The 26,146-nt window shown below is 71.9% G+C and carries 22 protein-coding genes and 1 tRNA gene; 9 read left to right on the top strand and 14 right to left on the bottom strand.

Annotated features, from left to right (window positions below; all coding sequences use genetic code 11):
- Positions 1-58: 58 nt before the first annotated feature.
- From ASE68_RS09730 to ASE68_RS09710, 5 genes are read right to left on the bottom strand one after another with little or no spacing between them, the layout of a single operon-like run.
- Positions 59-1,042, bottom strand: coding sequence for a YafY family protein (locus ASE68_RS09730; protein WP_055857824.1), 984 nt, complete (start codon positions 1,040-1,042; stop codon positions 59-61).
- Positions 1,039-2,061 (bottom strand): YafY family protein, encoded by a 1,023-nt coding sequence (locus tag ASE68_RS09725; RefSeq protein ID WP_200921690.1) that lies wholly within the window; start codon positions 2,059-2,061, stop codon positions 1,039-1,041. Before ASE68_RS09725 ends, ASE68_RS09730 begins: the two co-directional genes overlap by 4 nt.
- Positions 2,062-2,119: 58 nt before the next feature.
- Positions 2,120-3,064, bottom strand: a complete 945-nt coding sequence (locus ASE68_RS20850) for an FKBP-type peptidyl-prolyl cis-trans isomerase (protein WP_055857822.1) — start codon at positions 3,062-3,064, stop codon at positions 2,120-2,122.
- A gap of 43 nt (positions 3,065-3,107) precedes the next feature.
- Positions 3,108-4,136 carry a tRNA (adenine-N1)-methyltransferase gene (locus ASE68_RS09715; protein ID WP_055857820.1) on the bottom strand — a complete coding sequence of 343 codons (1,029 nt, stop codon included), beginning with the start codon at positions 4,134-4,136 and terminating at the stop codon, positions 3,108-3,110.
- On the bottom strand, positions 4,133-4,807 hold the full coding sequence (locus ASE68_RS09710; RefSeq protein ID WP_055857818.1) for an HAD family phosphatase: 675 nt from the start codon (positions 4,805-4,807) through the stop codon (positions 4,133-4,135). Before ASE68_RS09710 ends, ASE68_RS09715 begins: the two co-directional genes overlap by 4 nt.
- A 76-nt stretch (positions 4,808-4,883) precedes the next feature.
- Here ASE68_RS09710 and ASE68_RS09705 point away from each other — a divergent pair, with 76 nt between their 5' ends.
- The gene (locus ASE68_RS09705; protein ID WP_055857817.1) at positions 4,884-5,843 is read left to right on the top strand and encodes a proteasome assembly chaperone family protein; all 960 of its coding nucleotides are present in this window, start codon (positions 4,884-4,886) and stop codon (positions 5,841-5,843) included.
- Positions 5,844-5,961: 118 nt separating this feature from the next.
- Here ASE68_RS09705 and ASE68_RS09700 read toward each other — a convergent pair whose 3' ends face one another.
- The gene (locus ASE68_RS09700) at positions 5,962-6,780 is read right to left on the bottom strand and encodes an undecaprenyl-diphosphate phosphatase (protein WP_055857814.1); all 819 of its coding nucleotides are present in this window, start codon (positions 6,778-6,780) and stop codon (positions 5,962-5,964) included.
- Positions 6,781-6,829: 49 nt separating this feature from the next.
- Positions 6,830-8,164 carry a M20/M25/M40 family metallo-hydrolase gene (locus ASE68_RS09695; RefSeq protein ID WP_055857812.1) on the bottom strand — a complete coding sequence of 445 codons (1,335 nt, stop codon included), beginning with the start codon at positions 8,162-8,164 and terminating at the stop codon, positions 6,830-6,832.
- 209 nt (positions 8,165-8,373) lie between these two features.
- Between ASE68_RS09695 and ASE68_RS09690 the strand changes: the two genes are divergently transcribed.
- The 5 genes from ASE68_RS09690 (at position 8,374) to ASE68_RS09670 (ending at position 15,534) form a co-directional block, all read left to right on the top strand.
- A tRNA-Leu gene (locus ASE68_RS09690) sits at positions 8,374-8,457 on the top strand.
- 190 nt (positions 8,458-8,647) lie between these two features.
- Positions 8,648-9,457: a hypothetical protein gene (locus tag ASE68_RS09685; RefSeq protein ID WP_055857810.1), complete on the top strand. Its 810-nt coding sequence runs from the start codon at positions 8,648-8,650 to the stop codon at positions 9,455-9,457.
- Positions 9,454-11,166: a DNA polymerase Y family protein gene (locus ASE68_RS09680; RefSeq protein WP_055857808.1), complete on the top strand. Its 1,713-nt coding sequence runs from the start codon at positions 9,454-9,456 to the stop codon at positions 11,164-11,166. The genes ASE68_RS09685 and ASE68_RS09680 overlap by 4 nt, the downstream gene beginning before the upstream one ends.
- 30 nt (positions 11,167-11,196) lie before the next feature.
- Positions 11,197-14,658 carry an error-prone DNA polymerase gene (locus tag ASE68_RS09675; protein WP_055857806.1) on the top strand — a complete coding sequence of 1,154 codons (3,462 nt, stop codon included), beginning with the start codon at positions 11,197-11,199 and terminating at the stop codon, positions 14,656-14,658.
- Positions 14,659-14,667: 9 nt separating this feature from the next.
- Complete coding sequence (locus ASE68_RS09670) at positions 14,668-15,534, top strand: DUF3097 domain-containing protein (protein ID WP_055857804.1); 867 nt, start codon at positions 14,668-14,670, stop codon at positions 15,532-15,534.
- Positions 15,535-15,613: 79 nt separating this feature from the next.
- On the opposite strand, the gene ASE68_RS09665 is transcribed toward ASE68_RS09670, so the two are convergent.
- The 5 genes from ASE68_RS09665 to ASE68_RS09645 form a co-directional block, all read right to left on the bottom strand.
- A complete protein-coding gene (locus ASE68_RS09665) occupies positions 15,614-16,366 on the bottom strand; it encodes an SDR family oxidoreductase (protein WP_055857802.1) in 753 nt (250 codons plus the stop codon).
- Positions 16,367-16,373: 7 nt separating this feature from the next.
- Positions 16,374-17,468: a VIT1/CCC1 family protein gene (locus tag ASE68_RS09660; RefSeq protein WP_055857800.1), complete on the bottom strand. Its 1,095-nt coding sequence runs from the start codon at positions 17,466-17,468 to the stop codon at positions 16,374-16,376.
- Between the two features lie 248 nt (positions 17,469-17,716).
- Positions 17,717-18,244, bottom strand: a complete 528-nt coding sequence (locus tag ASE68_RS09655) for an Lrp/AsnC family transcriptional regulator (RefSeq protein WP_235480811.1) — start codon at positions 18,242-18,244, stop codon at positions 17,717-17,719.
- A gap of 67 nt (positions 18,245-18,311) precedes the next feature.
- Positions 18,312-19,691 (bottom strand): MFS transporter, encoded by a 1,380-nt coding sequence (locus ASE68_RS09650; protein ID WP_082462349.1) that lies wholly within the window; start codon positions 19,689-19,691, stop codon positions 18,312-18,314.
- Between the two features lie 75 nt (positions 19,692-19,766).
- On the bottom strand, positions 19,767-21,566 hold the full coding sequence (locus ASE68_RS09645; RefSeq protein ID WP_055857795.1) for a DEAD/DEAH box helicase: 1,800 nt from the start codon (positions 21,564-21,566) through the stop codon (positions 19,767-19,769).
- A 98-nt stretch (positions 21,567-21,664) separates the two neighbouring features.
- Here ASE68_RS09645 and ASE68_RS09640 point away from each other — a divergent pair, with 98 nt between their 5' ends.
- On the top strand, positions 21,665-22,450 hold the full coding sequence (locus ASE68_RS09640; protein WP_055857793.1) for an SGNH/GDSL hydrolase family protein: 786 nt from the start codon (positions 21,665-21,667) through the stop codon (positions 22,448-22,450).
- Here the strand turns inward: ASE68_RS09640 and ASE68_RS09635 are convergent.
- A complete protein-coding gene (locus tag ASE68_RS09635) occupies positions 22,432-23,712 on the bottom strand; it encodes a D-alanyl-D-alanine carboxypeptidase family protein (protein ID WP_162238264.1) in 1,281 nt (426 codons plus the stop codon). The two genes, ASE68_RS09640 and ASE68_RS09635, sit on opposite strands and share 19 nt — an antisense overlap.
- The gene (locus ASE68_RS09630; RefSeq protein WP_055857789.1) at positions 23,705-24,526 is read right to left on the bottom strand and encodes an RNA methyltransferase; all 822 of its coding nucleotides are present in this window, start codon (positions 24,524-24,526) and stop codon (positions 23,705-23,707) included. Before ASE68_RS09630 ends, ASE68_RS09635 begins: the two co-directional genes overlap by 8 nt.
- A gap of 79 nt (positions 24,527-24,605) precedes the next feature.
- Here ASE68_RS09630 and ASE68_RS09625 point away from each other — a divergent pair, with 79 nt between their 5' ends.
- Positions 24,606-25,451 carry a Sir2 family NAD-dependent protein deacetylase gene (locus ASE68_RS09625; protein WP_055857787.1) on the top strand — a complete coding sequence of 282 codons (846 nt, stop codon included), beginning with the start codon at positions 24,606-24,608 and terminating at the stop codon, positions 25,449-25,451.
- Between the two features lie 79 nt (positions 25,452-25,530).
- Positions 25,531-26,139: a histidine phosphatase family protein gene (locus ASE68_RS09620; RefSeq protein ID WP_055857785.1), complete on the top strand. Its 609-nt coding sequence runs from the start codon at positions 25,531-25,533 to the stop codon at positions 26,137-26,139.
- The last annotated feature ends 7 nt before the right edge of the window (positions 26,140-26,146 follow it).

Here is a 26,146-nt window from a genome sequence, read left to right as displayed (position 1 = left end):
CCAATTCTGACGGGGATGTGGTGGTCAGTCTAACGGGTCGGGTCGTGGGCGCTCGCGCTCACGGGACGGATACGTCGTCGTATCCCTGAAGTCCCGACGCGGCCCACTCTGCCACGACCTGCCGTGCGTCGGCCGGAGCCACGACCGTGACGAGGCCGGGCAGCCCCGCGACGAGCCGCTTCAGCCCGTGCACGTGCGCGAGCCTGAGCGTGACCCTGAGGCGCCCGTCGACCTCCTGCGTCGACGAGTCGGCGAGGTAGTCGGCGAGCAGCGGGAGCGCCTCGACGGCGACGTCGACGACCACGTCGAGGTCGGACGACGAGCCCTGGAAGAGGGTCTCTGGCACGTCGAGGTCGCCGTGATCGCCCACCGGCAGGTCGAGCACCGCGAGCTCGCTCATGCGGTCGACGCGGAAGTTGCGCACGTCTTCGCGGGTGTGGCAGTAGGCCTGCAGGTACCAGTCGGCGTCCTGCGAGACGATGCGCAGCGGGTCGCTGCGGCGCCGGCCGGCCTCGCCGCGGGCGTTCAGGTAGTCGAACTCGAGCTGGCGACCGCCGGTGATCGCCTGGCGGATGAGCGCGAGCGAGGCATCCGCCGCCGGCTCGGCGATCGCGAGACCGGAGGGCGTCGCCGAGGCGCCGGCGCGCAGCTTGGCCATGAGCGAGGCGAGTGCGCTGCTGTCGGCGTTCTCGGGCAGCGCCGCGAGGTACTGCAGGCCGGCGATGAGCGCCGCCGCCTCGCGTGCGGCGAGACGGGGTGCCTCGTCGATCGCCACGTGATGCACGATCACGATCTCGTCGTGCTCCTCGAAGGCGTCCCAGTCGATGTCGAAGAGGTCGTTCGACTGGTACGTGCCCGTGTCGCCGGGCAGGCCCGACATTGCGATCAGGCGCACCGCGTCGCGGATCTGGTCGTCGGTCGACCCGAAATGCGCGGCCGCCTCGGCGACGGTGACCACCTGCTGCTCGATGAGGTACGGCACCAGCGAGAGGAGGAACACGAGCTTGTCGGGTGCGCGCAGCGGGGCGCGTCGCTGGGTCATCGCGTTCCTTCGGTCGTCTGGGCGTGCGCCTCGGCCACGAGCCGCAGCCGGTCGCGCACCGCGTCGCGGAGGTCGGCGGGGCCGAGCACGCGGACCTCGGGGCCGTACGCCGCGAGCTCGTCGGCGAAGACGGCGACATCGGTGAAGTGCAGCCGGATCACGCCGGCATCCTCATCGCCGAGCATCGCGCGCTTGCCGAGGCGAACCTCTGCGTCGCTGCCCGCGGTGACCGCGAGGTCGGCGACGTTGCTCAGGCGGAGTTCGTCGAGCTCGGCGAGGATGCGATCCTGCACGCCCTCGGCGGGCGGGTCGAACGAGGCGCCGGCGACGACCTCGACCTTGCCGACGATGCGCGACAGCAGGAAGGTGCGCAGGCCATCGGCATCGGCATCGCGGCCGTGCAGGTGCCAGCGGCCCTCGTGCAGCACGACGGCGTACGGATCGACCCGTCGCACGCGCGGAGCGGTCTCGCCGGGCTTCAGGTACGCGAACCGCACGCGCTGGCGGCGATCGAGGGCTGCGCGCAGCGGCTCGAATGCGGCATCGCGCACGCGGAGCCGCGGCGCGTAGCCGATGACCGGTTCGCGCGGCTCGATGCCGAGCCCGCGGATCTTCGTGAGCGCGCGCCGTGAGTCCTCGGAGAGCGAGGCTCCACGCCAGACCTCGCCGGCGAGGGCGAGCAGCGCGAGTTCGTCGGGCGTGAACCGCACCTCGTCGGGCAGGTCGTACTGGCCCTTCGGGATGCGGTACCGCAGCGCCTGGTTGTCGCCGGGGCGATCGGGCGACTCGACGGTCTCGAGCGGGATGCCGAGCTCGCGCACCTCGTCTTTGTCGCGCTCGAACTGGCGCTCGAGGTTCGCGTTGCCGCCGTGCGGGTCGTACCGCTCGGCGTACCCTCGCACGGTCGAGAGGATCTCGGCCTTCAGCAGCCCGGTCTCGGTGGCGAGCAGCGCGAGGACGAGGCTGAACAGTCGGTCTTCGACCGGGATCTTCACGTCTCTTCGCTCGGCGCCGGTCACAGGAGCGATCTTACCCACGCCGGAGCGACCGGTCGCCGGAGCGAAGCGAGTCGAGGCGTCAGACCACGCCCAGGATGTCGATGACGAAGAAGAGGGTCGCGTCGGCCGGCACGCCGCCGCTGCTGCCCTGCTCGCCGTAGCCCTCGGACGGAGGGATGATGACGCCGATCTGCGAGCCGACCTTCTGGCCGACGATCGCGTCGGAGAAGCCGGGGATCACCTGACCGCCCTCGCCGACCGTGAAGGTCGCCGGGGCGCCGTTCTCCCAGCTGGAGTCGAACACGGTGCCCTCGTCCCACAGCACGCCCGTGTAGTTGACGACCACGGTGTCGCCGTCTTCGACGACCTCGCCGGAGCCCTCGAGGAGGGTCTCCTGCTGGAGCGACTTCGGCGGGTCGGCGTTGGGGACGGTGATGCCGGGGCGTCCGTCCGGCGCGAGCACCACGGCGGGGAATCCGTCGCGGGTCAGGCGGGGCGTGCCGTCGGCCCGCGAGGGGAACGCCCGCTGCACGTCGACCACGAACACGATGCTGTCGCCCGGCTCGACGCCGACCGAGGGGTTGCCGTTCGGGCCGAAGCCGTCCTTCTCGGGCACGACCACGACGACGCGCGAGCCCTCTCGGGCGCAGGTCAGGCCCTTGGCGATGCCGGGCATGGTCGCCGAGGCGTTCACGTTCAGCGGCACGGCGTCTTCGTCGCCGAAGCCCGACACCTGGATCTCGTCACCGGTGGCGCCGTTGTAGACGCCGAGCCCCACGTATGCCAGCTGCCCCTCGGTCAGCAGCGGCCCCGTGCCCTCGATGATCTCGGTGCACTGTGTCTCATCGGGCATGAGCGGCGTCGGGAAGGACACCTTCGGCTCGTCGCCGAACTTGCCGGACACCTCGACCGTCGTGGACGAGTCTCCGGGGCTCGCCTCGGGGGCGGGCGCCGCGGTGGCGCATCCCGAGAGGGCGACGGCGACGAGGCCGGCGGTGGCGATGAGCGCGAGTGACGAGCGCACTGATCCTCGATTCTTGGTGGGGTCGCGGTGGGGCGGTGAAAGCCTACTCGGCTTCGCCTGATGGTTCGGGCGCGTCGTCGTCGGTGCCCGCGCCCTCGCGCGAACGCGCGGCCGCGGCATCCGCAGCCCTGACGCGCTTGCGCAGGGCCTTGTCGCTGACGGTGCGCTCGCCCAGGGCGCCGGGAGTCCAGAGCTCGACGTCCTCGTCGCTGAAGTCGGTCTTCGACGGGCGGCGCTTGAGCTCGGGCAGGATCGTGTCGGGCGCCAGCCTGCGCGCGGTGAGCAGGAAGCCCGTGTGGGCGATCATGCGGTGGTCGGGGCGCACGGCGAGGCCCTGCACGTGCCAGCCGCGCACCATCGTCTCGGAGGACTGCGGCTCGGTGTACTCCCCCGTCGCGCGGATCGCCTCGGCGACGCGCGAGAGCTGGGTGACCGTGGCGATGTAGCAGAGCAGGACGCCGCCGGGCTTCAGCGCGGTCGACACGGCGCCGAGGCACTCCCAGGGTGCGAGCATGTCGAGCACCACGCGGTCGACGGATGCCTCGGGCGCGACCTCCGGCAGCGCCTCGGCGAGGTCGCCGAGCGTGATGGTCCAGTTCTCGGGGTCGGCGCCGTGGAACGTCGCCACGTTGCCGCGCGCGACGCCAGCGAAGTCGTCGCGACGCTCGAACGAGTGCAGACGCCCCTCTGGTCCGATCGCGCGGAGCAGCCAGAGCGACAGCGCGCCGGAGCCGACGCCGGCCTCGACGACGGTCGCGCCGGGGAAGATGTCGGCCTGTGCGAGGATCTGCGCGGCGTCCTTGGGGTAGACGATCGCGGCACCGCGCGGCATCGACATGACGAAGTCGCTGAGCAACGGCCGCAGCGCGAGGTACTCGATGCCCACCTGGTTGGCGACGACCGAGCCGTCGGGAAGGCCGATGATCTCGTCGTGGGCGATGAGGCCCTTGTGGGAGTGGAACATCTTGCCCGGTTCGAGGGTGATCGTGTGCATGCGGCCCTTCGGGCCGGTCAGCTGCACACGGTCGCCGACCTGGAAGGGGCCGCTGCGTTCGCCGCGGGACTCGCTCATGCGCTCGCCTTTCGTGAGTTGACGAGGGCGGCGACGTCGGCCACCGTTCGCCCTTCGAGGCTCGACCAGAGCACCGTCGCGGGTGCGTCGTCGAGCGAGAGGATGTTGGGAACGCCGACGGTGATGGCGCCGGATGCGGCGGCCGAGGCGACGCCGGGCGGCGAGTCCTCGAAGGCCACGCAGTCGGCGATGTCGACGCCGAGCTCGGCTGCCGCGACGAGGTAGGGCTCGGGGTGCGGCTTGGCGTTCGACACCGAGTCGCCCGTGACGATCGCATCGAACGCGTGGAACGGGATCTGGCGGATGACGTCGTCGGCCATCGAACGCACCGACATGGTCACGAGCGCGCTGGGGACGGATGCCTCGCGCAACGCCTCGAGCAGTTCGCGCGCGCCCGGCCGCCATGGCAGGCCGAACTCGTTCAACTGCTCGCGGACACGGCGGGTCAGCCATGCGACGATCTCGTCGGCAGGGAGGTCGACGCCGCGCTCCTGGAAGATGCGGGCGGACTCCCAGAGGCCGCTGCCGACCAGCTGCAGCGCGTCGTCGTGGGTCCAGGTGCCGCCGAACGAGCCGACCAGCTCCTCTTCGGCCGCCATCCAGTAGGGCTCGGTGTCGACGATCGTGCCGTCCATGTCCCAGAGGACTGCGGCGGGAAGGCGAGTGGTCACAACCGTCAAGTCTACGGGCACGGCCTATTGTGGGAGTTGACCCGGGCGATCCGGGCCGGAGAGCGGGGCACCGAGCGTGAATCAGGCGGCCGGATTCGAGGGCGGCAGACTTCTGGTCGTCGCCTTCGAGGGGTGGAACGACGCGGGCGAGGCGGCGACGGGTGCGGCGAAGCTGCTCTCCGAGCGGCTCGGGCTCGTCGAGATCGCCGCCGTCGATCCCGAGCTGTACTTCGACTACCAGTTCACCCGCCCGAGCATCGTGCAGGGTGACGACGGGTCGCGCCGCATCGAATGGCCCGGCGCCGCGCTGCGCGGGCCGGCGGTCCCGACCGAGACGGATGCCGCGGCATCCGACGACCCGATCTCCGTCGACGACGACGAGCAGGTGACCGGGCCCGGTGCCGAGACGCTGCACGTGCTGCTCGGCGCCGAACCCGCCCGCAGCTGGAAGAGCTTCGCCGCCGAACTCGTCGACCAGGCGCTCGCCGCCGACATCGAGGGCGTGATCCTGCTCGGCGCGATGCTGGCGGATGCCCCGCACACGCGCCCGCTGTCGGTGTTCGCGTCGAGTGAGAACCGCGAACTGCGCGACCGCCTCGGCCTCGAGCGCTCGAACTACGAGGGCCCGGTCGGCATCCTGAGCGTGCTCGCCGATCAGGCGGAGCGCGCCGGCATCCCCACGATCTCGCTCTGGGCGTCGGTGCCGCACTACGTGCACAACGCGCCCTCCCCCAAGGCCGTGCTCGCTCTGCTCGGCAAGCTCGAGGAGCTCACCGGCCTCAGCATTCCCCGAGGCACCCTCGAAGACGAGGCGAAGACCTGGGAGTCCGGCGTCGATGCGCTCGCCGCCGATGACGAGGACATGGCCGGCTACATCGCCCAGCTCGAACAGGCGCGCGACGCCGTCGACGCCCCCGAGGCGAGCGGCGAGGCCATCGCGCAGGAGTTCGAGCGCTACCTCCGGCGTCGTGGAGACGGACCCGACGGCCGCGGCGAGCCGCCTCGCGACGACCCCTGGCGCCCCCGCGACGCCTGAGGGCTCGCACGGCGGCCGCCCGCGGCATCCGTCGTCCTGAACCGCGACGAGCGGATGCCTCGTGGTGGTCGGATCTCTCGACGCAGGCGGATGCCTCGGTGCGGGCGGGTCGACCGGGTCAGGGCTGGATGACGCCCATGCCGAGCAGCACGAACAGGGTGCCGCCGAGCAGCACCCGGTAGATCACGAACGGCAGGAAGCTGCGCTTGGAGATGTAGCTCATGAAGAACGCGATGACGGCGAGGCCGACGCCGAACGCCACCACGGTGGCCGCACCCGTCTCGACGAGGTTGTAGACCGACGGCTCGCCCCAGCTCTTCGCGAGCTGGTAGAGCCCGCTGCCGAAGACCGCCGGGATCGCGAGGAGGAACGCGTAGCGCGCCGCGGCGGCACGCTCGTAGCCCAGGAACAGCCCGGCCGTGATGGTGCCGCCAGAGCGGGAGACGCCGGGGATCAGCGCGAGCGCCTGGGCGAAGCCGAAGATGACGCCGTGCCCGACCGTGAGGTCGTCGAGCTTTCGGCGCTTGGCGCCCGCCCAGTCGGCGAGCCCGAGGATCAGGCCGAACACCACGAGCATGGTCGCGACGATCCAGAGCGAGCGGAACGTCGTCTCGATCTGGTCCTGGAAGAGCAGGCCGAGCACGACGATCGGGAGCGAGCCGATGATGATGAGCCAGCCCATGCGGGCGTCGGGGTCGTTGCGGGGCACGCGGCCCGTGAACGAGCCGAACCAGTGCGAGATGATGCGCACGATGTCGCGCCAGAAGAAGACGACGACGGCGGTCTCGGTGCCGAGCTGGGTGATCGCGGTGAACGCGGCCCCGGGGTCTTGGGCTCCGGGCAGGAACTCGCCGAGGATGCGCAGGTGTGCGCTCGAGGAGATGGGCAGGAACTCGGTGAGCCCTTGGACGAATCCGAGGATGAGCGCTTCGATCACGTGGCTGGGCCGCCTTTCCTCTCCGGAGGCCCGGAGCTCGCGTGGACCGTCAGTAGTCGAGGAGGAGGTCGCGCAGGACCTGCCTCCCGAAGACTAGCGCGTCCAGCGGCACCCGCTCGTCGACGCCGTGGAACATCGCCGGGAAGTCGAGCCCCTCGGGCAGGCGCAGCGGGGCGAAGCCGTAGCCGGTGATGCCGAGGCGGCTGAGCGACTTGTTGTCGGTGCCGCCCGAGAGCAGGTACGGGAACACCGGGGCCCCGGGGTCGTGGGCGTGGATCGCCCGGTGCACCGCCTCGACGAGCGCACCCGAGGTCGGCGACTCGAGCCCGACGTCGCGGTGCACGATCTGGATCTCGATGTCGTCGCCCGCGATGCGCGCGATCTCGGCGAGCACGGCGTCCTCTTCGCCGGGGAGCGTGCGGATGTCGACGAGCGCCTCCGCCCGGTCGGGGATCACGTTGTGCTTGTAGCCGGCCTCGAGGCCCGTCGGGTTCGAGGTCGTGCGCAGGGTCGCCGTGATGAATCCCGACGCGGAGCCGGTGGCGAGGGCGAGCTCGTCGGGCGAGACCTGCTCGGGGTCGACGCCGAGCACGTTCGCGACCTCGCCCAGGAGTTCACGGGTCGTGTCGGTGAGCCGCACCGGCCACTCGGTCGAGCCGATGCGGGCGATCGCGCCCGCGAGCTTCGTGATCGCGTTGTCGCGGATCAGGCGAGATCCGTGGGCGGCCCGGCCGTGCGCGACGAGGCGCACCCAGAGCAGCGACTTCTCGCCCGTCTGCAGCAGGTACGCGCGCGTGCCGCCGACCGTGATCGAATACCCGCCGACCTCGCTGATCGCCTCGGTCGCGCCCGCGAAGAGCTCGGGGTGGTCGTCGACCAGGCGGCTCGCCCCCACGCCGCCGCCCGCCTCCTCGTCGGCGAAGTACGCGACGACGATCTCGCGCTCCGGCAGCCTGCCCGACCGCAGGATGTCGCCCAGCGCCGTGAGCATCATGGCGTCCATGTCCTTCATGTCCACCGCGCCGCGGCCCCACAGCATGCCGTCGCGGATCTCGCCCGCGAACGGGTCGACGCTCCAGTTGCGCGCGTCGGCCGGCACGACGTCGAGGTGGCCGTGCAGCACGAGGGCGGGCTTGTCGGGATTGCGGCCGGGCACGCGGGCCACGACGCTCGTGCGCCGGGGCTCCGGCTCGAACATCTGCGGTTCGAGGCCGAGCGACCTGAGGTGCGCCTCGACGTACTCGGCGGCCTCGCGCTCGCCCTTGGCCTTGCCCTCGCCGTAGTTCGACGTGTCGAACCGGATCAGGTCGCGCGCGATGCGCGCAGTCTCCTCGAGTTCGGTCGGGCGGTCGGGCTCGGGCGATGGTGCGGATGTCTCGGCCATGCCCTTCACCGTAGCCGCCGGTGGCGATCGAGGCGACGGATGGCGCGATGCGACGACATGCGAAATTCGGAACATTGCGCTGATCGGCGTTTCGTGTCTCGACGGGTCTCCGTTCGCGCCCTGAGGGCGCCCCCGTGGTCAAAGGCGCGCCCAGAACCGTGATAGTGTTCTATCTCGTTGCCGAGCGAGAGATCGCGAGGCAGACACAAGCGCGGGTGGCGGAAATGGCAGACGCGCTAGCTTGAGGTGCTAGTGCCCTAACGGGCGTGGGGGTTCAAGTCCCCCCTCGCGCACGCTTGTGTCAGAAGGCCCGGATCGGTTTCGATCCGGGCCTTCTTGCGTTTCCGGGCGCCATCGCGCCTGTCCGAGTGTCGGCTCCTCTTCGGGGGCGCGCGTGCGCCCTCGCGTGTGCTCTCGCGGGCGGACGTTCGGTGCATCCGACTTGCCATATTCGAACATGTGTTCGAAACTGGAGCGGTGACCATGACCGCTCCCCTCGCCGACGCACCCCGTGCCGAGGCGCCGCGTGCCGCACCCCGTGCCGAGCGCGTCGAGGAGCTGCAGGCGCGCATCCGCGGCATGCAGGGCACGCGCCTCGACACCAAGGCCGTGCCGACGCACCCGGCCTTCGCCGATGTGCTCCCCGGCGGCACGCTCCGCGAGGGCACGATCGTGCAGGTCGAGGGGTCGATGACCCTCCTCATGGCCCTGCTCGCGGGGCCGAGCGCCGGCGGCAGGTGGGCCGCGATCATCGGCATGCCCGAGTTCGGCGTCGAGGCCGCCTCCAGGTTCGGCATCTCGCTCGAACGGCTCGCGCTCGTGCCCGACCCCGGCGACCAGTGGCTCGCGGTCGCCGCGGCGCTCGCCGACGTGATCCCGATCGTCGCCGTGCGGCCGAACGGGCGGGTCTCCCCCGCCGAGGCGAGCCGCCTGCAGGCCAGGCTCCGCCAACGAGGCGCAACGCTGCTCGTGGCGGGGGCATGGCCGGGCAGCGACGCCCGGCTCGGCCTCGGGGCGAGCGAATGGCACGGCATCGAGCGCGGACACGGGCACCTCGTCGACCGCGAGGTGATCGTGAACGTGGCGGGCAGGGGCGAGTTCGTGCGACGGGCCGGATCCCGCATGCAGCTGCCAGGGCGGTCGCTCGAGTTCGCTCAGGTGTCGAGCCTCCCGGTGCCGACGGTGCCGACGGTGCCGGCGACGACCCCGGCGATCGGGCTCGGGCTCGTGGCGCCGCTGCGCGCGATCCCGCCGCTCGGCCTCGTCGGCGAAGCGCGTCGGAGGGCCGGATGAACGCCGAACCCGGTCGCACGATCGTGCTCTGGTGCCCCGACTGGCCGATCCGCGCCGTCTGCACGGACCTCGGGATCGACGAGGGCGAGCCCATCGCGCTCATCGATCACGGGCTCGTGTTCGCCTGCTCGGCCGCCGCGCGCGGCTACGGGGTCATGCGCGGGCTGAAGCTCCGGGAGGCGCAACTGCGCTGTCCGCATCTCGTGGTGCACGACTACGACGTCGAGCTCGACGTGCGCATCTTCGAGCCCGTCGTTCGCCAGGTCGAGCAGGCCGTGCCCGGAGTGCAGGTCGTGCGACCCGGCACGCTCGCGATGCGGGCGCGCGGCCCGGCCCGGTATTACGGCAGTGAGGCGGCCGCGGCATCCGCGCTGCTCTCGACCCTCGTCGGGCTCGGCGTCCAGGGCGCGAGGGTCGGCATCGCCGACGGGCCGTTCGCGGCCGAGCAGGCGGCACGGGCGGCACGGGCGCCGGGAGCGGCGCATGCCGCGGGCGACGCGGAGGCGACGGTCGCCGCGGGCGGGGTCGCCGCAGGCGGGGTCGGCGGCGATGGGGTCGAGATCATCGAGCCCGCGGCATCCGCGGCCTTCATCGCGCCGCTGCCCGTCGGGCTCGTGACCGACCAGCGCACGACGACCCTGCTGAACCGACTCGGCGTGCGCACGCTCGGCGAGTTCGCCGCGCTGCCGGAGGCCGACGTGCGCCGCAGGTTCGGCGCGGCCGGCGCCTTCGCGCACGATCGGGCGTCGGGCCGCGAACAGGCGCGGGTGCTCGCGCGCACTCCCCCGCCCGAGTTCGAGGCCGAGCAGCACTTCGAACCGCCGCTCGACCGCATCGACCAGCTCGCGTTCGCGTTCCGCGTGGGTGCGGAGGCCTTCATCCAGCGCATGCGCGACGTGCGGCTCGTGTGCACCGGGCTGCGCATCGAGATCGACGACGAGCGCGGTGGGCGCTCGAGTCGCAGCTGGCTGCATCCGCGCTGGTTCACCCCTGCCGACGTCATCGACCGGGTGCGCTGGCAGTTGCAGGGGGCGGGCATGGCCGATGCAGGCCTCGCGTCGCCGATCGTGCGGCTGCGCGTGATCCCCGAGCGCATCGACTCCACCGGCAACCACGAGGAGGGGCTCTGGGGCGGCGGACCCGACGAGCGCGTGCACCACGGCCTCACGCGCGTGCAGAGCATGCTCGGCCACGACGCCGTCGTCACCGCATCGGTGGGCGGCGGCCGCATGCTCGCCGACCGGCAGGTGCTCGTGCCGTGGGGCGACCGTCCGCCCGAGCGCACGACCGATGCGCCGTGGCCCGGCAGCCTGCCGATGCTCGCGCCGGCGAGCGTGTTCCGCGAACGCCGACCCGTCGCACTGCTCGACGCGAAGGGCGCGGAGGTCGCGATCGACGCGAGGGGGGTGATCTCCGCGGCGCCCGAGCGGTTCGCCGTCGGCGACATCGGCCGGGTCGGCAGGGTCGGAGCGACCGGTGGAGACATCGCGACCGGAGGGGCCGCGGGAGCCGTGGGAGCTCCACGAACCGACGGGTTCGGGGCCAGACCGGTGCGCGCCTGGGCCGGCCCATGGCCCGTCGTCGAGCGCTGGTGGGACCCTGCGGCCGCCAAGCGGGTGCACCGCTTCCAGATCGTCGACGACGACGGCTGCGCCTGGCTGCTCGTGCGCGACGGCGACGGCTGGTGGGCCGAGGCGAGGTACGACTGATGGGCGGCGACTGATGGGCCGGTGGGGCTGATGGGCTGGAACAACCCGGGCATCCCGTGGTCGGAGCTCGAACGCAAGCTCTCCGACCGACGGCGACCAGGGGCGCCGACGCTCATCGCCGACGGCGGCGACGGGCCGGCGTTCAGTCGCAAGCGGCATCCGTACCGCCCGTCCGAAGGACTCGAGGCGCCGAGCGGGCCGGTCGTGCCGTACGCCGAGCTGCATGCGCACTCGACGTACAGCTTCCTCGATGGCGCCTCCTCGCCCGAGCAACTCGTCGAGGAGGCGCACCGCCTGGGCCTCACGGGACTCGCGCTCACCGACCACGACGGCTTCTACGGCGTCGTGCGCTTCGCCGAGGCCGCCGAGAGCTTTCCCGAGCTCGAGACCGTGTTCGGCGCCGAGCTCTCGCTCGGGCTCACCGAGCCGCAGATGGGGGCGGCCGACCCCGAGGGCGAGCATCTGCTCGTGCTCGCCAGGCAGCAGGAGGGGTACCACCGCCTCGCGAGCGCGATCACCGAGGGGCAGCTCGCCGGCGGCGAGAAGGGGCGGCCCGTGTACTCGCTCGAGTCGCTCGCCGAGCATTCCGGCGACGAATGGATCATCCCCACCGGATGCCGCAAGGGAATGGTGCGCCGCGCCCTCGCGAACGGTGGGGCGGATGCCGCGTGGCGCGAGCTCGACCGGCTGATCGCCCTCTTCGGGCGGGACCACGTCGTCGTCGAGCTGTTCGACCACGGGCATCCGCTCGATCAGCAGAACAACGACCTGCTCGCCGGGCTCGCCGAGCGCGCCCGGCTGCCGTTGCTCGCGACGAACGCCGTGCACTACGCCACGCCGGGCGAGCACCGGCTCGCGTCGGCGCTCGCCGCGGTGCGCGCCAGGCGCAGCCTCGACGAGCTCGACGGGTGGCTGCCGGCATCCGACGGCCTGCACCTGCGCTCCGGCGCCGAGATGGCCGAGCGGTTCACCCGCTACCCCGGCGCGGTCGCGCGGTCGGCGACGCTCGCGGCCGAGCTCGGGTTCACGCTGCGGAGCGCCAGGCCCCGCCTGCCGAAGCAGAAGGTGCCGGAGGGGCACACGCCCATGAGCTGGCTGCGCGAGCTCACCTGGCGAGGTGCCGCCGAGCTCTACCCCGGCGTGCCTGACCACGTGCGCGAGCGCCTCGCGCGCGAGCTCGACGTGATCGAACAGAAGGACTTCCCGGGCTACTTCCTCATCGTGCACGACCTGGTGCATGAGGCCCGGCGGCGGGGCATCTTGTGCCAGGGGCGCGGATCGGCGGCGAACTCGGCGGTCTGCTACGTGCTGCGCATCACCGCGGTCGACTCGATCTTCTACGACCTGCCGTTCGAGCGATTCCTCTCGGCGCTGCGCGATGAGGAGCCCGACATCGACGTGGACTTCGACTCCGACCGGCGTGAGGAGATCATCCAGTACGTCTACGGGAAGTACGGGCGCATGAACGCCGCTCAGGTCGCGAACGTCATCAGTTACCGTCCGAAGGCGGCGGTGCGCGACATGGCCAAGGCGCTCGGCTTCTCGACCGGCCAGCAGGACGCCTGGAGCCGACAGGTCGAGCGGTGGGGCGCGGTCGTCGACACCTCCGACCACGACATCCCCGCCCCGGTGGTCGACCTCGCCTCGCAGCTGCTGAGCTTTCCGAGGCACCTCGGCATCCACTCGGGCGGCATGGTCCTCACCGACCGACCGGTCGGCGAGGTGTGTCCCATCGAGCATGCCCGCAAGGAGCAGCGCACGGTGCTCCAGTGGGACAAGGACGACTGCGCCTGGATGGGCCTCGTGAAGTTCGACCTGCTCGGACTCGGCATGCTCGCCGCGCTGCAGTACACGTTCGACCTCGTGCGCGAGCACACGGGCGAGACGTGGGAGCTCGCGACCATTCCCAAAGAAGAGGCCGCGGTCTACGACATGCTCTGCCGCGCCGACTCGATCGGCGTGTTCCAGGTCGAATCCCGGGCGCAGATGGGCACGCTCCCCCGCCTGCAACCCCGGTGCTTCTACGACCTCGTCGTCGAGATCGCGCTGATCCGCCCCGGCCCGGTGCAGGGCGGTGCGGTGCACCCGTACATCCGTCGCCGAACGGGCGAGGAGAAGGTCACCTACCTGCACCCCAAGCTGAAGCCGGTGCTCGAACGCACCCTCGGGGTGCCGCTCTTCCAGGAGCAGCTCATGCAGATGGCCGTCGCGGTCGGCAACTGCAGCGCGGCCGATGCCGACCTGCTGCGCAGGGCCATGGGCTCCAAGCGCGGCGTCGAGAAGATCGACCGCCTGCGCACGAAGCTCTACGCGGGCATGGCCGAGAACGGCATCGAACCCGAGGTGGCCGACTCCATCTACGCCAAGATCGAGGCGTTCGCGAACTTCGGCTTCGCCGAGAGCCATGCCCTGAGCTTCGGCCTGCTCGTCTACGCGAGCTCGTGGCTGAAGCTGCACCACCCCGCCGCCTTCCTCGCGGCGCTGCTGCGCGCCCAGCCCATGGGCTTCTACTCGCCCCAGACGCTCACCGGCGACGCCCGGCGACACGGCGTCGAGGTGCGCCGGCCCGACATCCTGCGGTCGGGAGTGCATGCCGGGCTCGAGCCGCTGCTGGGCGGTGCGAGCGTGTCCGGCGGTTCAGGGGTTCCCGGCGCCACTGGGGCATCTGACGACGGATGCCGCGAGCCGACCGGCATGCCCTCATGCGCAGACCCCGTGCAGCCGCCCGTCGAGAAGTTCGTGCGAGAGGCACCCGACCGCTCGGCGGAGCACCGCCGCGACGGCGCGTTCGCGGTGCGCCTCGGGCTCGCCGACGTCTCCTCGATCGGCCTCGAGGTCGCCGAGCGCATCGTCGCGGAGCGCGAGGCGAGGGGCCCGTACCGGGACATGGCGGAGGTCTCTCGCCGAGCCGGGCTCTCGGCTGAACAGCTCGAGGCGCTCGCCGCGGCGGGCGCGTTCGCGGGCTTCCGTCTCGGGCGTCGCCAGGCGCTCTGGCTCGCCGGAGAGGCCGCGCAGGACCGCGAGGAGTTCCTCGCGGGCTCGGTGGTCGTGGTGCAGCCGCCGCTGCTGCCGATCCTCTCCCCCGCCGAGCAGGTCGTGTACGATCTGTGGGCCACGGGCATCTCCCCCGACGACCACCCGATGCGGCACGTGCGCGCGCGCCTCGACGAACGCGGGGTGGTCCGGGTCGACCGCCTGGTCGCCGCCGAGAACGGTCGCCGCATCGAGGTCGCGGGGGTGGTGACGCATCGGCAGCGGCCGGCGACCGCGAGCGGCATCACGTTCATGAACCTCGAAGACGAGTCCGGCACGGTCAACGTGATCGCCGGGGTCGGCGTGTGGCAGCGGTATCGCAGGGTGGCGAGGGAGGCTCCGGCGATGATCGTGCGGGGCATGCTCGAACGGTCCGAGCAGGGCGTCGTGAACCTCGTCGCCGACCGGTTCGAACGGCTCACCGTGTCGGCGCCGCTGCGTTCGCGCGACTTCCGTTAGCCTCGTCCGGTGCCGACCTCGACCCATGCCCAGAACGGACCGGACCGCTACGGCGACGACGTGCTCGCCGGCGACTGGAAGGCGCGCGGACGACGCGTGATCCCCACCGTCGAAGCCGAACGCGACCTCGTCGTCGAACTCGCCGCCGACGGGTTCTGCGGCGCCGTGGTCGCCGTGAACGCGCAGCACGTGACCCTCGAGGACCGCTTCGGCAAGACCAGGATGTTCCCGCTGGGGCACGGGTTCCTCGTCGACGGCGAGGCCGTGCAGCTCGTGCGCCCCAAGCCGAAGGCTCCCGCCGGGCGCCTGCGCACCGCATCGGGCTCGTTCGCGGTCGAGCACGCGCCCGCGAAGGTCGCCCTGCCGAGCCGCATCTTCGTCGAGGGCCGGCACGACGCCGAGCTCGTCGAGAAGGTCTGGGGCGCCGACCTCCGCATCGAGGGCGTCGTGGTCGAGTACCTCGAGGGCGTCGACGTGCTCGCCGAGCAGCTCGACGACTTCAAGCCCGGGCCCGGCCGGCGCGCCGGCATCCTCGTCGACCACCTCGTGCCCGGGTCGAAGGAGCAGCGCATCGCCGACGCCGTCAGGCGCGGGCCGCACGGAGCGAACGTCCTCGTCGTCGGGCATCCGTACATCGACGTGTGGCAGGCCGTGAAGCCCGCTCGCGTCGGGCGCGAGGCCTGGCCGGTGATCCCGCGCGGAACCGAGTGGAAGCACGGCGTGTGCGAGGCCTTCGGCTGGCCGCACGACGAGCAGGCCGACATCGCACGGGCGTGGCAGCGGATCCTCGCACAGGTGCGCGGGTACGGCGACCTCGAGCCGGCGCTGCTGGCGCGCGTTGAGGAGCTCATCGACTTCGTCACGGCGCCGGCCTGAGACCTCCGCTCGCCTGAGACCTCCGCCCGCCGAGGCGCGGCCTCGCTGAGCTGACAGCCCTGCGCTGCCGAGGAGCACGTCAGACCGAGAAGCCGCCGTCGCTGTGGATGAGCTGCCCGGTCACCCAGCGTCCGTCCTCGGAGACGAGGAACCGCACCAGGCGCGCGGCGTCGTCGGGCGTGCCGAGCCGACCGCTCGGCTGCTGCGCGAGGATCGCGGCTCGGGTCGCGTCGTCCATCCAGCCGGTGTCGACCGGGCCGGGGTTCACGAGGTTCGCGGTGATGCCGAGCGGCGCGAGCTCACGGGCCGCCGCGATCACGATGCGGTCGAGCGCGCCCTTGGAGGCGCCGTACGGCACGTTGCCGACGACGTGGTCGCTCGTGAGCGCCACGACCCGGCCACCGCCCTCGGGCACCTGCTCGGCGAACGCCTTCAGGAGCAGCCATGAGCCGCGCGTGTTCACGGCGAAGTGCCGGTCGAAGCTGTCGACCGAGGTGTCGAGGATTCCGGAGTCGACGCTCTGCGCGTGCGAGAGCACGAGGGCGCGCGCCGGGCCGAGCGCTTCGGATGCCGCGGCGACGAGTCGCGCAGGCACCTCGGGTTCCGCGAGGTCGGCGTCGAGCGCGATCGCCCGTGCGCCGAGCTCGCGCAGCTGCTCCTCGAGCGCGGCGGGATCGCGCTCGGGGTCGCCCCCGAGCGGCATCCGACGGTCGTAGTCGCCGAAGTGGCTGAAGGCGATGTCCCAGCCGTCGATCGCGAGCGCGGTCGCGATCGCCCAGGCGATCGTGTTGCGGCGGCCGGCTCCGGTGATGAGGGCGACGGGGCGGGTCATGCGTCTCCTAGGCGATGGAGGTGCCGAACGCGAGGCCCAGCACGTAGGTGACGGCGGCGGCGCCGAGGCCGATCGCGAGTTGGCGGACCGCCCGCTTGAACGGCGAGGCCCCCGAGAGGAGGCCGACGGTCGCGCCGGTCGCGAGCAGCGCGATGCTCACGAGCACCGTGGCCGTGACGATCGCGGCGAGCCCGGTCATGCCGAAGAGGTACGGCAGCACCGGGATGAGCGCGCCGGAGGCGAAGAAGCAGAAGCTCGAGAGCGCCGCGGCGAGGCCGGTTCCGACGGCCTCGTCGTCGTGCTCGACGACCGACAGCGCGTCGGTCGGGGTGTGCGCGTCCTCGACCGCCTGCACCCGGGCGACCACGAGTGCCGCGTGCTCGATCGCCTCCTGCTCCTGCATGCCGCGGGCGCGGTAGACGAGCGCCAGCTCGTTGGCATCGACGTCGAGGTGCGGCAGCGCCTCGCGCGCCGTCGGGTCGGGGGCGGATGCCTCGAGCAGCTCCCGCTGCGAACGCACCGAGACGTATTCGCCGGCCCCCATCGAGAGGGCGCCGGCGAGGAGACCGGCGATGCCCGTGAAGAGCACGACACCGGGGGCGACGCCCGTCGCGCCGATGCCCAGCACGAGTGCGAGGTTCGAGACGAGGCCGTCGTTCGCTCCGAAGACGGCTGCGCGGAACGTGCCGGCGAGCCGGCGGCGACCTCGGGCGGCGAGGCCGCGCACGACCTCGCCGTGGATGCGTTCGTCGGCCGCCATCGCCGGCGTCGCGTCGGGGTCGGTCGCGTACGGCGAACGGGCTTCGGCGCGCTGCGCGAGGGCGAGCACGAAGATGGACCCGAATCGGCGGGCCAGCGAGGCGAGCAGACGGGTGCGCAGGTCGGCGCGCGGCACGCCGGCGTCGTCGCCGCCGAGGAGCGCGAGCCAGTGCGCCTCGTGGCGGCCCTCGGCTGCGGCGAGTGCGAGCAGGATCGCGCGCTCCTCGCCCTCGCGGCGGGCGGCGAGTTCCCGGTACACGGCGGCCTCGGCACGCTCAGCAGCGAGGTAGCGCCGCCACCGGGTGCGGTCGGACGGCGAGCCGTGCGGCGTCTCCTGGGTCATGCGGGCGCTCCTCGTCTTCTGGTGCGACGGCAGGGCACGCGCGGACGGTCGAGGCACCCGGGTCCCGCGCCATCGCGCGGCCGCGTCGCGGCCGTCGTTCACGCTATCGGCCCGTGGGGCGCGATCGCCGCGATTCCGCGGGATTGACAGCATTTCGGAGCGCCGAACCGCCCAGCGGGGCCTCGGGCGAGGGCGCTCGACGTCGTCGACACCGAAGCGTCGACATCGACGACCGCCGACTCGAGTGCTCAGCCGACGAGCTTGTTCCAGCCGTCGCCGTCGACGTGCTCGAAGATGAGGTTCGTCTCGGTGTGCGCGACGGCGGGGTGGCCGGTCAGATGCGCGAGCACGAACTCGCGCAGCTCCTCGGCGTCGCGGGCGGCGACGTGCAGCAGGTAGTCCTCTGCACCGGCCATGTGGTACACCGACAACACACCGGGAAGGTGCGGCACCTGCTGGCGGAACGCGTCGATCTCGGCGCGATCGTGCTTGACGAGCCGGATCGCGATCAGGGCCTGCAGCGAGACGCCGAGCGAGGCCAGGTCGACCTCCACGCGGTATCCGCGCACCGTGCCGAGGCTCTGCAGACGGCGCAGGCGCAGCGACACGGTCGACTCGGCGACGCCCACCTCGGCCGCGAGGGCGGCGCCCGATGCCCGGGCATTGGTCGAGAGCGCCTGGAGCAGTGCACGATCGACGCGATCGAGTTCGGGCTTCTCGGCCATGGTGGTGCCTCCATCGGGTCGGGTTGCCTGGCCGCTCGCGGAGCGGCTCATCCCCGAATCATACGAGGCCCTGCGACGCCGCCCGCCCACATGACGGACGGGACGTCGCAGCGGCCGGCTACGCGAGACGCGGCGGCACGGCGTCAGCGACGGGTTCGACCCGTGGGTTCCGGATGCCGAACCACGACACCAGCCCGCCGATCACGAGCATCACGGCGACCGCCGCGGCCGTGCGACGGTACCCCGAGACATCCAGTTGCGACCCGGCGATGACACTGATGCTCGCGATCGCGACGAGGCCGGCGATGCGGGCGACCGCGTTGTTCACGGCCGACCCGATGCCCGCGTGGATCGGGTCGACGGCGCCGAGGATCGTCGAGGTCAGCGGTGCGACGGTCATCGCCATGCCGAGCCCGATCACGAGGATGCCGGGCAGGAACTGCCACCAGTAGACGAGCTCGTCCTGCACCGCGAGGGTCAGCAGGTATCCGCCTCCGACGATGATCGGTCCGGCGGTCATGAACACGCGAGGCCCGAACCGGCTCGACAGCTCGCCGAACCGTGCGCCCAGCAGCACGAGCATGATCGTCGGCGGCAACGTCGCGAGGCCGGCCATGGTGGCGCTGAACCCGCCGGATTGCTGCAGGAAGATCGTCATCGCGAACGGTCCGAGCGAGAACGCGGCGTAGATGAACACGGTCGCGAGGTTGCCCGCTGCGAAGTTGCGGCGGTTGAAGAGCTCGAGCGGGAGCATCGGATGCGGCGAGCGGCGCTCCTGCAGCACGAACAGCACGAGCGCGACGAGTCCGACCACGAGCGGCACGGCGACCACGGGCGACGTCCAGCCGTAGCGGCCCTGCTCGATGAGCGCGAACACGGTGCCGCCGAGGCCGACGATGCCGAGCCCGGCGCCGAGCCAGTCGATGTGAACGGGCTCGGTGCGAGGCGCGTCGCGGCCGAGTGGGCGGGCCAGGATGAGGGCGACGGCGATCGGCACCACGTTGATCCAGAACACGAGGCGCCACGAGGCGAGATCGACGAGCACCCCGCCGAGCAGCGGCCCGACGAGGAACGCCGCGGTCGTCCATGCGGTCCAGCGGCCGATCGCCCGCCCCTGGTCGGCGGGCGCGAACGTCGCGATGATCAGGGCGAGCGAACTCGGAACGAGCAGTGCGCCGGCGGCACCCTGCAGCGCACGCGAGATGACGAGGAACTCCCCCGTCGGGGCGATCGCGCAGAGCACCGAGGTCGCCGCGAATCCCCAGAGTCCGATGCGGATGATCCGCAGTCGCCCGAACGAGTCCGAGAGCGAGCCCGCGAGCAGGATCAGCGACCCGAGCGTCAGCAGGTACGCGTCGACCGCCCACTGCTGCAGCGCGAGACCGCCGCCGAGTTCATCGGCGATCGACGGGAGGGCGACGTTGATGACGGCGCCGTCGAGGAACGCGATGAACGAGACGATGATCGCGACCGTGAGCACGCGTGTGGTGCGGTCCATGTCGGCCATGCTCGCAGACGTCGGCCCGCTCACGCATCCCCCGCGCTGGCTGGCCGGGAGGATCGGATGCCGCGCCTAGCTTCGGCCGAGGCGGCGGCGCAGCAGCTCGATACGCGCCTGCAGCTGCGTCACCGTGGCCTGCGCGACCGCGGGGCCGCCGCAGACTCGCCGCAGCTCGGCGTGCACGAGCGAATGCGCCTCGCCCGTGTGCCGCGCCCAGAGCCCGACGAGGCTGTTCAGCAGCGCCCGTTGCTCTTTCAGCGTGCGGTACAGCGCGACGGGCTCGGGGTTCTCCTCTTCGACGACGTGCTTGCGCCGCTCGCCCGCGCGCCTGGACTGGCGGGCCTGACGGTGGCGCAGCAGCTCGGAGACCTGGTCGGGCTCGAGCAGGCCGGGGATGCCGATGAAGTCGTACTCCTCGTCGCTGCCGGGCTCGGCGAGCGTGCCGAACTCGGTGCCGTCGAAGAGCACGCGGTCGAACGAGGCATCCGATCCGATGGCCTGCCAGGTGCCGAGCTCGAGCTCCTCCGACGCACGCTCCTCGCGGTTCGCCGACTCGAGCAGGCTGTCGTCGAGCCCGTCGTCGTCGGCGTCGTCACCGCCGCGCCGGTCGAGCGCGTGATCGCGTTCGAGCTCCATCTGCGAGGCGAGCGCCATGAGGATCGGCACGTTCGGCAGGAACACGGATGCCGTCTCACCACGTCTGCGCGCACGCACGAAGCGCCCGATCGCCTGGGCGAAGAAGAGCGGCGTCGAGCTGCTCGTGGCGTAGACGCCGACGGCGAGGCGCGGCACGTCGACGCCCTCGGACACCATGCGCACGGCGACCATCCAGCGCCGGGTGTTCTCGGAGAACTCCTCGATGCGCGCGCTCGCCTCCTTCTCGTCGGAGAGCACGACGGTGACAGGTTCGCCGCAGATGTCCTCGAGGATCTTCGCGTAGGCGCGGGCGACGGTCTGGTCGGTCGCGATGACGAGTCCGCCGGCGTCGGGGATGCCGTGCCGCACCTCGGTGAGGCGGCGGTCGGCAGCCGCGAGCACGGCGGGGATCCACTCGCCCGTCGGTTCGAGCGCGGTGCGCCACGCCGACGAGGTGATGTCCTTCGTGTTGTCCTCGCCGAGCCGGGCCTCCATCTCGTCGCCGGCCTTGGTGCGCCAGCGCATGTGGCCCGCGTAGACCATGAACAGCACCGGACGCACGACGCCGTCGGCGAGGGCGCGGCCGTAGCCGTAGGCGTAGTCGGTCTGCGAGAGGCGCACGCCGTGGGCGTCCTGCTCGTACTGGACGAAGGGGATCGGCGCCGTGTCGGAGCGGAACGGGGTGCCGGTGAGCGAGAGGCGCTTGGTCGCCGGCTCGAACGCCTCGCGGATCGCGTCGCCCCACGACAGCGCGTCGCCGCCGTGGTGCACCTCGTCGAGGATCACCAGCGTGCGGCCCGAGACCGTGAGCTCGCGGTGCAGCGCCGGTCGCATGGCGACCTGCGCGTACGTCACGGCCACGCCGTGATAGTGCCGGGCGATGCTGCCGTGCGCGTTGCGGAACCCGGGGTCGAGCCGGATCCCGGCGCGTGCCGCGGCATCCGCCCACTGGCGCTTCAGGTGGTCGGTGGGCGCGACGACCGTGATGCGGTCGATGATGCGACGCGAGCGGAGCTCGGCCGCGAGCCGCAGGGCGAACGTGGTCTTGCCGGCGCCGGGCGTCGCGGCGGCGAGGAAGTCGCGCGGGAGGTCGCCGAGGTACTGCTCGAGCGCCTCGGCCTGCCAGGCTCGAAGCTTGCTCGCCGTGCCCCACGCCGCGCGCTCGGGGAAGGACGGGGAGAGATGTTCGGCGGCCGAGGTACCCGGCTGGGCGCCGGAAGGGGTCGCAGTGCTCACTGGATTCGAGGGTAGTCGAGGCCGCCGACATCCTCGAACCGGATCCGCTGCGACCGACTCGGAGCGTGCGTCGGCCGCAGGCTTGGCAGAATGGTGGAATGGTCACGCAGCAGCACCCCTGGTCCCGATATGTCGCCCTCGGCGACTCGTTCACCGAGGGCATCGGCGACCCGGAGCCCACCGTGCCCGGTGGGCACCGCGGCTGGGCCGATCGCGTCGCCGAGGTGCTCGGCCGGGGAACCGAGGACTTCGCCTACGCGAACCTCGCCGTGCGTGGCAAGCTCATCCGCCAGATCATCGACGAGCAGATCGAGCCGGCGCTCGCGCTCCGGCCCGACCTGATCACGATCTCCGCGGGCGGCAACGACGTGATCCGGCCCGGCACCGACCCCGACGAGATCGCCGCGCGCTTCGAGTACGCGATCGATCGGCTCTCGCGCGATCACGCCACCATCGTGATCTTCACGGGCGTCGACGTCGGATTCTCGAACGTGTTCCGCGGCATCCGCGGCAAGGTCGCGATCTACAACGAGAACCTCCGCATCGTCGCGAAGAAGTACGACTGCATCGTCGCCGACCAGTGGGCGCTCACCGAGATCCAGGACATGCGCATGTGGGCGCCGGATCGGCTGCACCTGAACTCCCTCGGCCACCACACGGTCGCGCGCATGGTGCTCGAGGCGCTCAACGTCGAGAACGACCTCGAACCGTCGAACCCCGAGCCGGTCCCGGCGTCGACGTGGCGGCAGGCTCGCGTCGAAGACTTCTCCTGGGCGCGCGAGTACCTCGTGCCGTGGGTGCTGCGCCGCGTACGACACCAGTCCTCCGGCGACCAGATCACGGCGAAGCGACCGGATGCCGGGCCCTACTCGGTCTCGGACTGAGCCGCCTGCTCGTCGAGCGCACCGGGGTTCGTGAGCCGCCACCACGCTCCGGGGTCGGCGAGCGTCGCGTCGAGCACGAGCGGCACCGTGATCTCCTGGCTGCCCGCGCGCACGATCGCGGTGCCGACCTCGTCGCCGCGAACGGCGAGCGTGACGGGCTCGGCGTGCACCTCGACGTCGACGGGCGTGTCGTTCCAGACCACCAGCGACGCCCCGCTCGCCGCCCTCGCTCGCGCGGTCTCGCCCCACGGGGTGTCGTACTCGGCGAGCACCTGGTTGGCCTCGAGCGGCGCGACCTCGTGGAATCCGGGCACGACCGAGTCGAGCATCGCGGCGATGGCGGCGTCGATGATGTCATGGCTCTCGCCGCCGAGCAGCACGCCCACGACCGTCACGGTGCTCGAGCCGACCGCGTAGTCCGCGGTGAAGAGCAGGTTGGCCGCGAAATCCGTCGTGCCGGTCTTCATGCCGTCGATGCCGTGCGTGCCGAGCAGCTTGTTCGAGTTCGTGAGCGTGCCGAGCTCGGGGATCTCGACGCTCTTCGACGCGACGATGGCGGCGATCGTGGGGTCCTCGAGGGCGATCTCGCCGAGGCGGACCATGTCGGCCGCCGTACCGACGTTGTCGTCGGAGATGCCGCTCGAGTCGACGACGTGCGTGTTCGCGAGGCCGTGGTCGGCGAGCCAGGCGTTGGCCTTCTCGGCCAGTGCGGCCTCCGAGCCGAACGCCCAGTTCGAGATCGAGATGCCGTAGTTGTTGCCCGACGGGATGAGCAGCGCCTCGAGGCTCTCCTTCAGCGTGAGCGTCGCGCCGGCCTCGACGGGTGCGACGGAGCCGTTCTGGGCGACCATGTCCCAGTAGATGTCGACGTCGGCGTCGGTGTACTCGATGTCGGGTCCGCTCTCCCCCTCGGGGATCGGGTGCTCGGCGAGCACCGTGAGCGCCGTGATGACCTTGGTGATGCTCGCGAGGGCCATCGGCGTCTGGTCGTTGCCGGCGGCGAGGAGGCCGTCGAAGCCGACCGCACCGACCGCGTAGGCGCCGAAGCCGGGCAGCGCGAGCTGCTGGGCCGCTGCGGCGATGGGCTCGGGGTCCTCGACCTGGGGCGCGGCCGTCGGGATCGGGGCGCCGAGCGTGTTCGACGTGTAGACGCCCGCGGTGGTCAGCAGCCCGAGCACCAGCGCCAGGGTCGTGAAGACGACGATGCGCCTGCGCCGGTAGACCGAGGCGCTGGCTCGCGGCTTCGCCTCGGGCTCACTCATGCGCATCATCCGACCCGGCCGGCAGCGCGTAGAGCACGACCGCGGCCGCGGCAGCGACGTTCAGCGAGTCGACGCCGTGCGCCATGGGGATGCGCACGACCTCGTCGGCCGCGTCGAGGGCGGTGCGGCTGAGGCCGTCGCCCTCGGCGCCGAACACGAGCGCGAGGCGTTCGGGTGCGTCGGCCGCGAGTTGCTGCAGGGTGATCGACCGGTCGGAGAGCGCCAACGCGGCGATCGTGAAGCCGGCCCCGTGCAACAGGTCGACCGCGTCGCCCCACTCGGGCAGGCGGGTCCACGGAACCTGGAAGACCGTGCCCATGCTGACCCGCACGCTGCGTCGATAGAGCGGGTCGGCGCACCGCGGCGTCACGAGCACCGCGTCGGCGCCGAGCGCGGCCACCGAGCGGAAGATCGCCCCGACGTTCGTGTGGTCGACGATGTCCTCGAGCACGACGACGCGACGCGCGCCCGCGAGCAGTGTCGCCGGATCGGGCAGTTCCGGGCGCTCGAAGGCGGCGAGCGCACCGCGGTGCACGCGGTAGCCGGTGATCGCCTCGAGCTGATCGGCGTCGGCGAGGTGCACCGGCACGTCGAACGGCTCGAGCGCGGCCTCGAGGCCGGCGAGCCACTTCTCCTCCATGAGCACCGACCGCGGACGATGCCCGGCCCTGATCGCCCGCATGATCACCTTCGCGGACTCGGCGATGTACAGGCCGTTCGCAGGTTCGTGCGCGCTGCGCAACGAGACATCCGTCAGGTTCGCATAGTCTGCGACGCTGTCGGATGCCGCATCGCTGACTCGTTCGATGTGCATGGTTCTCCCAGCCTGCCAGTCCCCGAAACAAACCCGAAAACCGACGCGAATAGAATCAGACGATTCGAAGGGAGAACCGGTGACATCCGACCTCGAAATCCCCGTTCGCGGCGACGCGACGCTCGACCGTGCCATCGACGTGCTTCGCGGAGCGCGCCTCGCGGTGCTCACCGGCGCCGGACTCAGCACCGACTCGGGCATCCCCGACTATCGCGGCGAGGGCGCCCCCGTGCGCACGCCGATGACGTTCCAGGCGTTCCTCGCGTCGGCCGACGCCCGCAAGCGCTACTGGGCCGGCAGTCACCTCGGGTGGCGCGCGTTCGGCGCCGCGCGACCGAACGACGGACATCGCGCCCTCGCCGCCCTCGAGGCGGCCGGGCTCGTGAACGGACTCGTCACCCAGAACGTCGACGGCCTGCACCGCAAGGCCGGCAGCCGTCGGGTCGTCGAGCTCCACGGCGGCATGGACCGCGTGATCTGCCTGACCTGCGGGCAGCAGTTCGCGCGCGAGGCGGTCGCCGACCGGCTCGCCTCCCTGAACCCCTGGCTCGACCTCGAGACGGCGGTCCGCACGAATCCCGACGGCGACGTCGAGGTCGACGACGCCTCATCGCTCGTCATCCCCGAGTGCACGGTGTGCGGCGGCATCCTGAAGCCCGACGTCGTCTTCTTCGGCGAGTTCGTGCCGGTCGAGGTGTTCGATGCGGCGGCGTCGATCGTGCGCGGATCCGACGTGCTGCTCGTCGCCGGCTCCTCGCTCGTCGTGAACTCGGGCATGCGCCTCATCGAGCTGGCCCGCCGGCGCCGCATGCCCATCGTGGTCGTCAACCGCGGCATCACGAAGGGCGACAGCCGTGCCGCGGTCAAGGTCGACGCGGGCACGACCGAGACCCTGACCGCCTTCGCCGACGCGCTCATCGCCTGACCGCGACCACGACCACGACCACGACTGCCGAGCTGCGGCGAGGGCATCGTCGGTCGCGTCGGTCTGCCAGAGTGTGAGCATGACCCCCGCAGCCCTCCCCCGCAGTTCGACGACCCGGCTCGCGCTCGTCCGCCACGGCGAGACCGACTGGAACCGGCAGCGCCGCATCCAGGGCGCGACCGACATCCCGTTGAACGACGCGGGGCGCGCGCAGGCGCTCGACGCGGCATCCGGGCTCGACGACATCGCCTGGAGCGGCATCTACGCGAGCACGCTCTCGCGGGCGGCCGAGACCGCCGAGATCATCGCGTCGGAGCTCGACCTGCCGGAGCCCGTGCAGGTCGCGGCGCTCGCCGAACGCAGCTACGGCGTGCTCGAGGGCCTCGACCACGGTGGGCGCGCGGCGGTCGAGGCGCAGGCGGCCGTCGTCGACGGCCTCGAGCCCAGGGCCGCGGTGATCGACCGGGCGCGCGCGGCCCTCGTCGAGATCGCGGCGGCCCACCCGGGCGGCGACGTCATCGTGGTGACCCACGGCGGGGTGATCCACGCGCTGATGCTCGACCTCAGCGGCTGGACCCTTCCGACGCCCGAGTACGTGATCGGCAACGGGTCGGTGCACGACGTGATCGCCGATGGTGCGGAGTTGACGCTCGTGTGGCCCGACGCGGTGACGAGCACCGCCGGCTGAGGCCGCG

The organism is Agromyces sp. Leaf222 (genome assembly GCF_001421565.1).
Lineage (GTDB): Bacteria > Actinomycetota > Actinomycetes > Actinomycetales > Microbacteriaceae > Agromyces.
This window is presented reverse-complemented; position numbering and strand designations above follow the sequence as displayed.

What these genes read in the sequence shown, in the direction of transcription:
- ASE68_RS09730 (WP_055857824.1), bottom strand. Translation starts at nt 1,042, where the DNA reads ATGACCCAGCGACGCGCCCCGCTGCGCGCACCCGACAAGCTCGTGTTC.
- ASE68_RS09715 (WP_055857820.1), bottom strand. Translation starts at nt 4,136, where the DNA reads ATGAGCGAGTCCCGCGGCGAACGCAGCGGCCCCTTCCAGGTCGGCGAC.
- ASE68_RS09695 (WP_055857812.1), bottom strand. Translation starts at nt 8,164, where the DNA reads ATGGCCGAGACATCCGCACCATCGCCCGAGCCCGACCGCCCGACCGAA.
- ASE68_RS09685 (WP_055857810.1), top strand. Translation starts at nt 8,648, where the DNA reads ATGACCGCTCCCCTCGCCGACGCACCCCGTGCCGAGGCGCCGCGTGCC.
- ASE68_RS09680 (WP_055857808.1), top strand. Translation starts at nt 9,454, where the DNA reads ATGAACGCCGAACCCGGTCGCACGATCGTGCTCTGGTGCCCCGACTGG.
- ASE68_RS09675 (WP_055857806.1), top strand. Translation starts at nt 11,197, where the DNA reads ATGGGCTGGAACAACCCGGGCATCCCGTGGTCGGAGCTCGAACGCAAG.
- ASE68_RS09665 (WP_055857802.1), bottom strand. Translation starts at nt 16,366, where the DNA reads ATGACCCGCCCCGTCGCCCTCATCACCGGAGCCGGCCGCCGCAACACG.
- ASE68_RS09660 (WP_055857800.1), bottom strand. Translation starts at nt 17,468, where the DNA reads ATGACCCAGGAGACGCCGCACGGCTCGCCGTCCGACCGCACCCGGTGG.
- ASE68_RS09655 (WP_235480811.1), bottom strand. Translation starts at nt 18,244, where the DNA reads ATGAGCCGCTCCGCGAGCGGCCAGGCAACCCGACCCGATGGAGGCACC.
- ASE68_RS09650 (WP_082462349.1), bottom strand. Translation starts at nt 19,691, where the DNA reads ATGGACCGCACCACACGCGTGCTCACGGTCGCGATCATCGTCTCGTTC.
- ASE68_RS09640 (WP_055857793.1), top strand. Translation starts at nt 21,665, where the DNA reads ATGGTCACGCAGCAGCACCCCTGGTCCCGATATGTCGCCCTCGGCGAC.
- ASE68_RS09635 (WP_162238264.1), bottom strand. Translation starts at nt 23,712, where the DNA reads ATGAGTGAGCCCGAGGCGAAGCCGCGAGCCAGCGCCTCGGTCTACCGG.
- ASE68_RS09630 (WP_055857789.1), bottom strand. Translation starts at nt 24,526, where the DNA reads ATGCACATCGAACGAGTCAGCGATGCGGCATCCGACAGCGTCGCAGAC.
- ASE68_RS09620 (WP_055857785.1), top strand. Translation starts at nt 25,531, where the DNA reads ATGACCCCCGCAGCCCTCCCCCGCAGTTCGACGACCCGGCTCGCGCTC.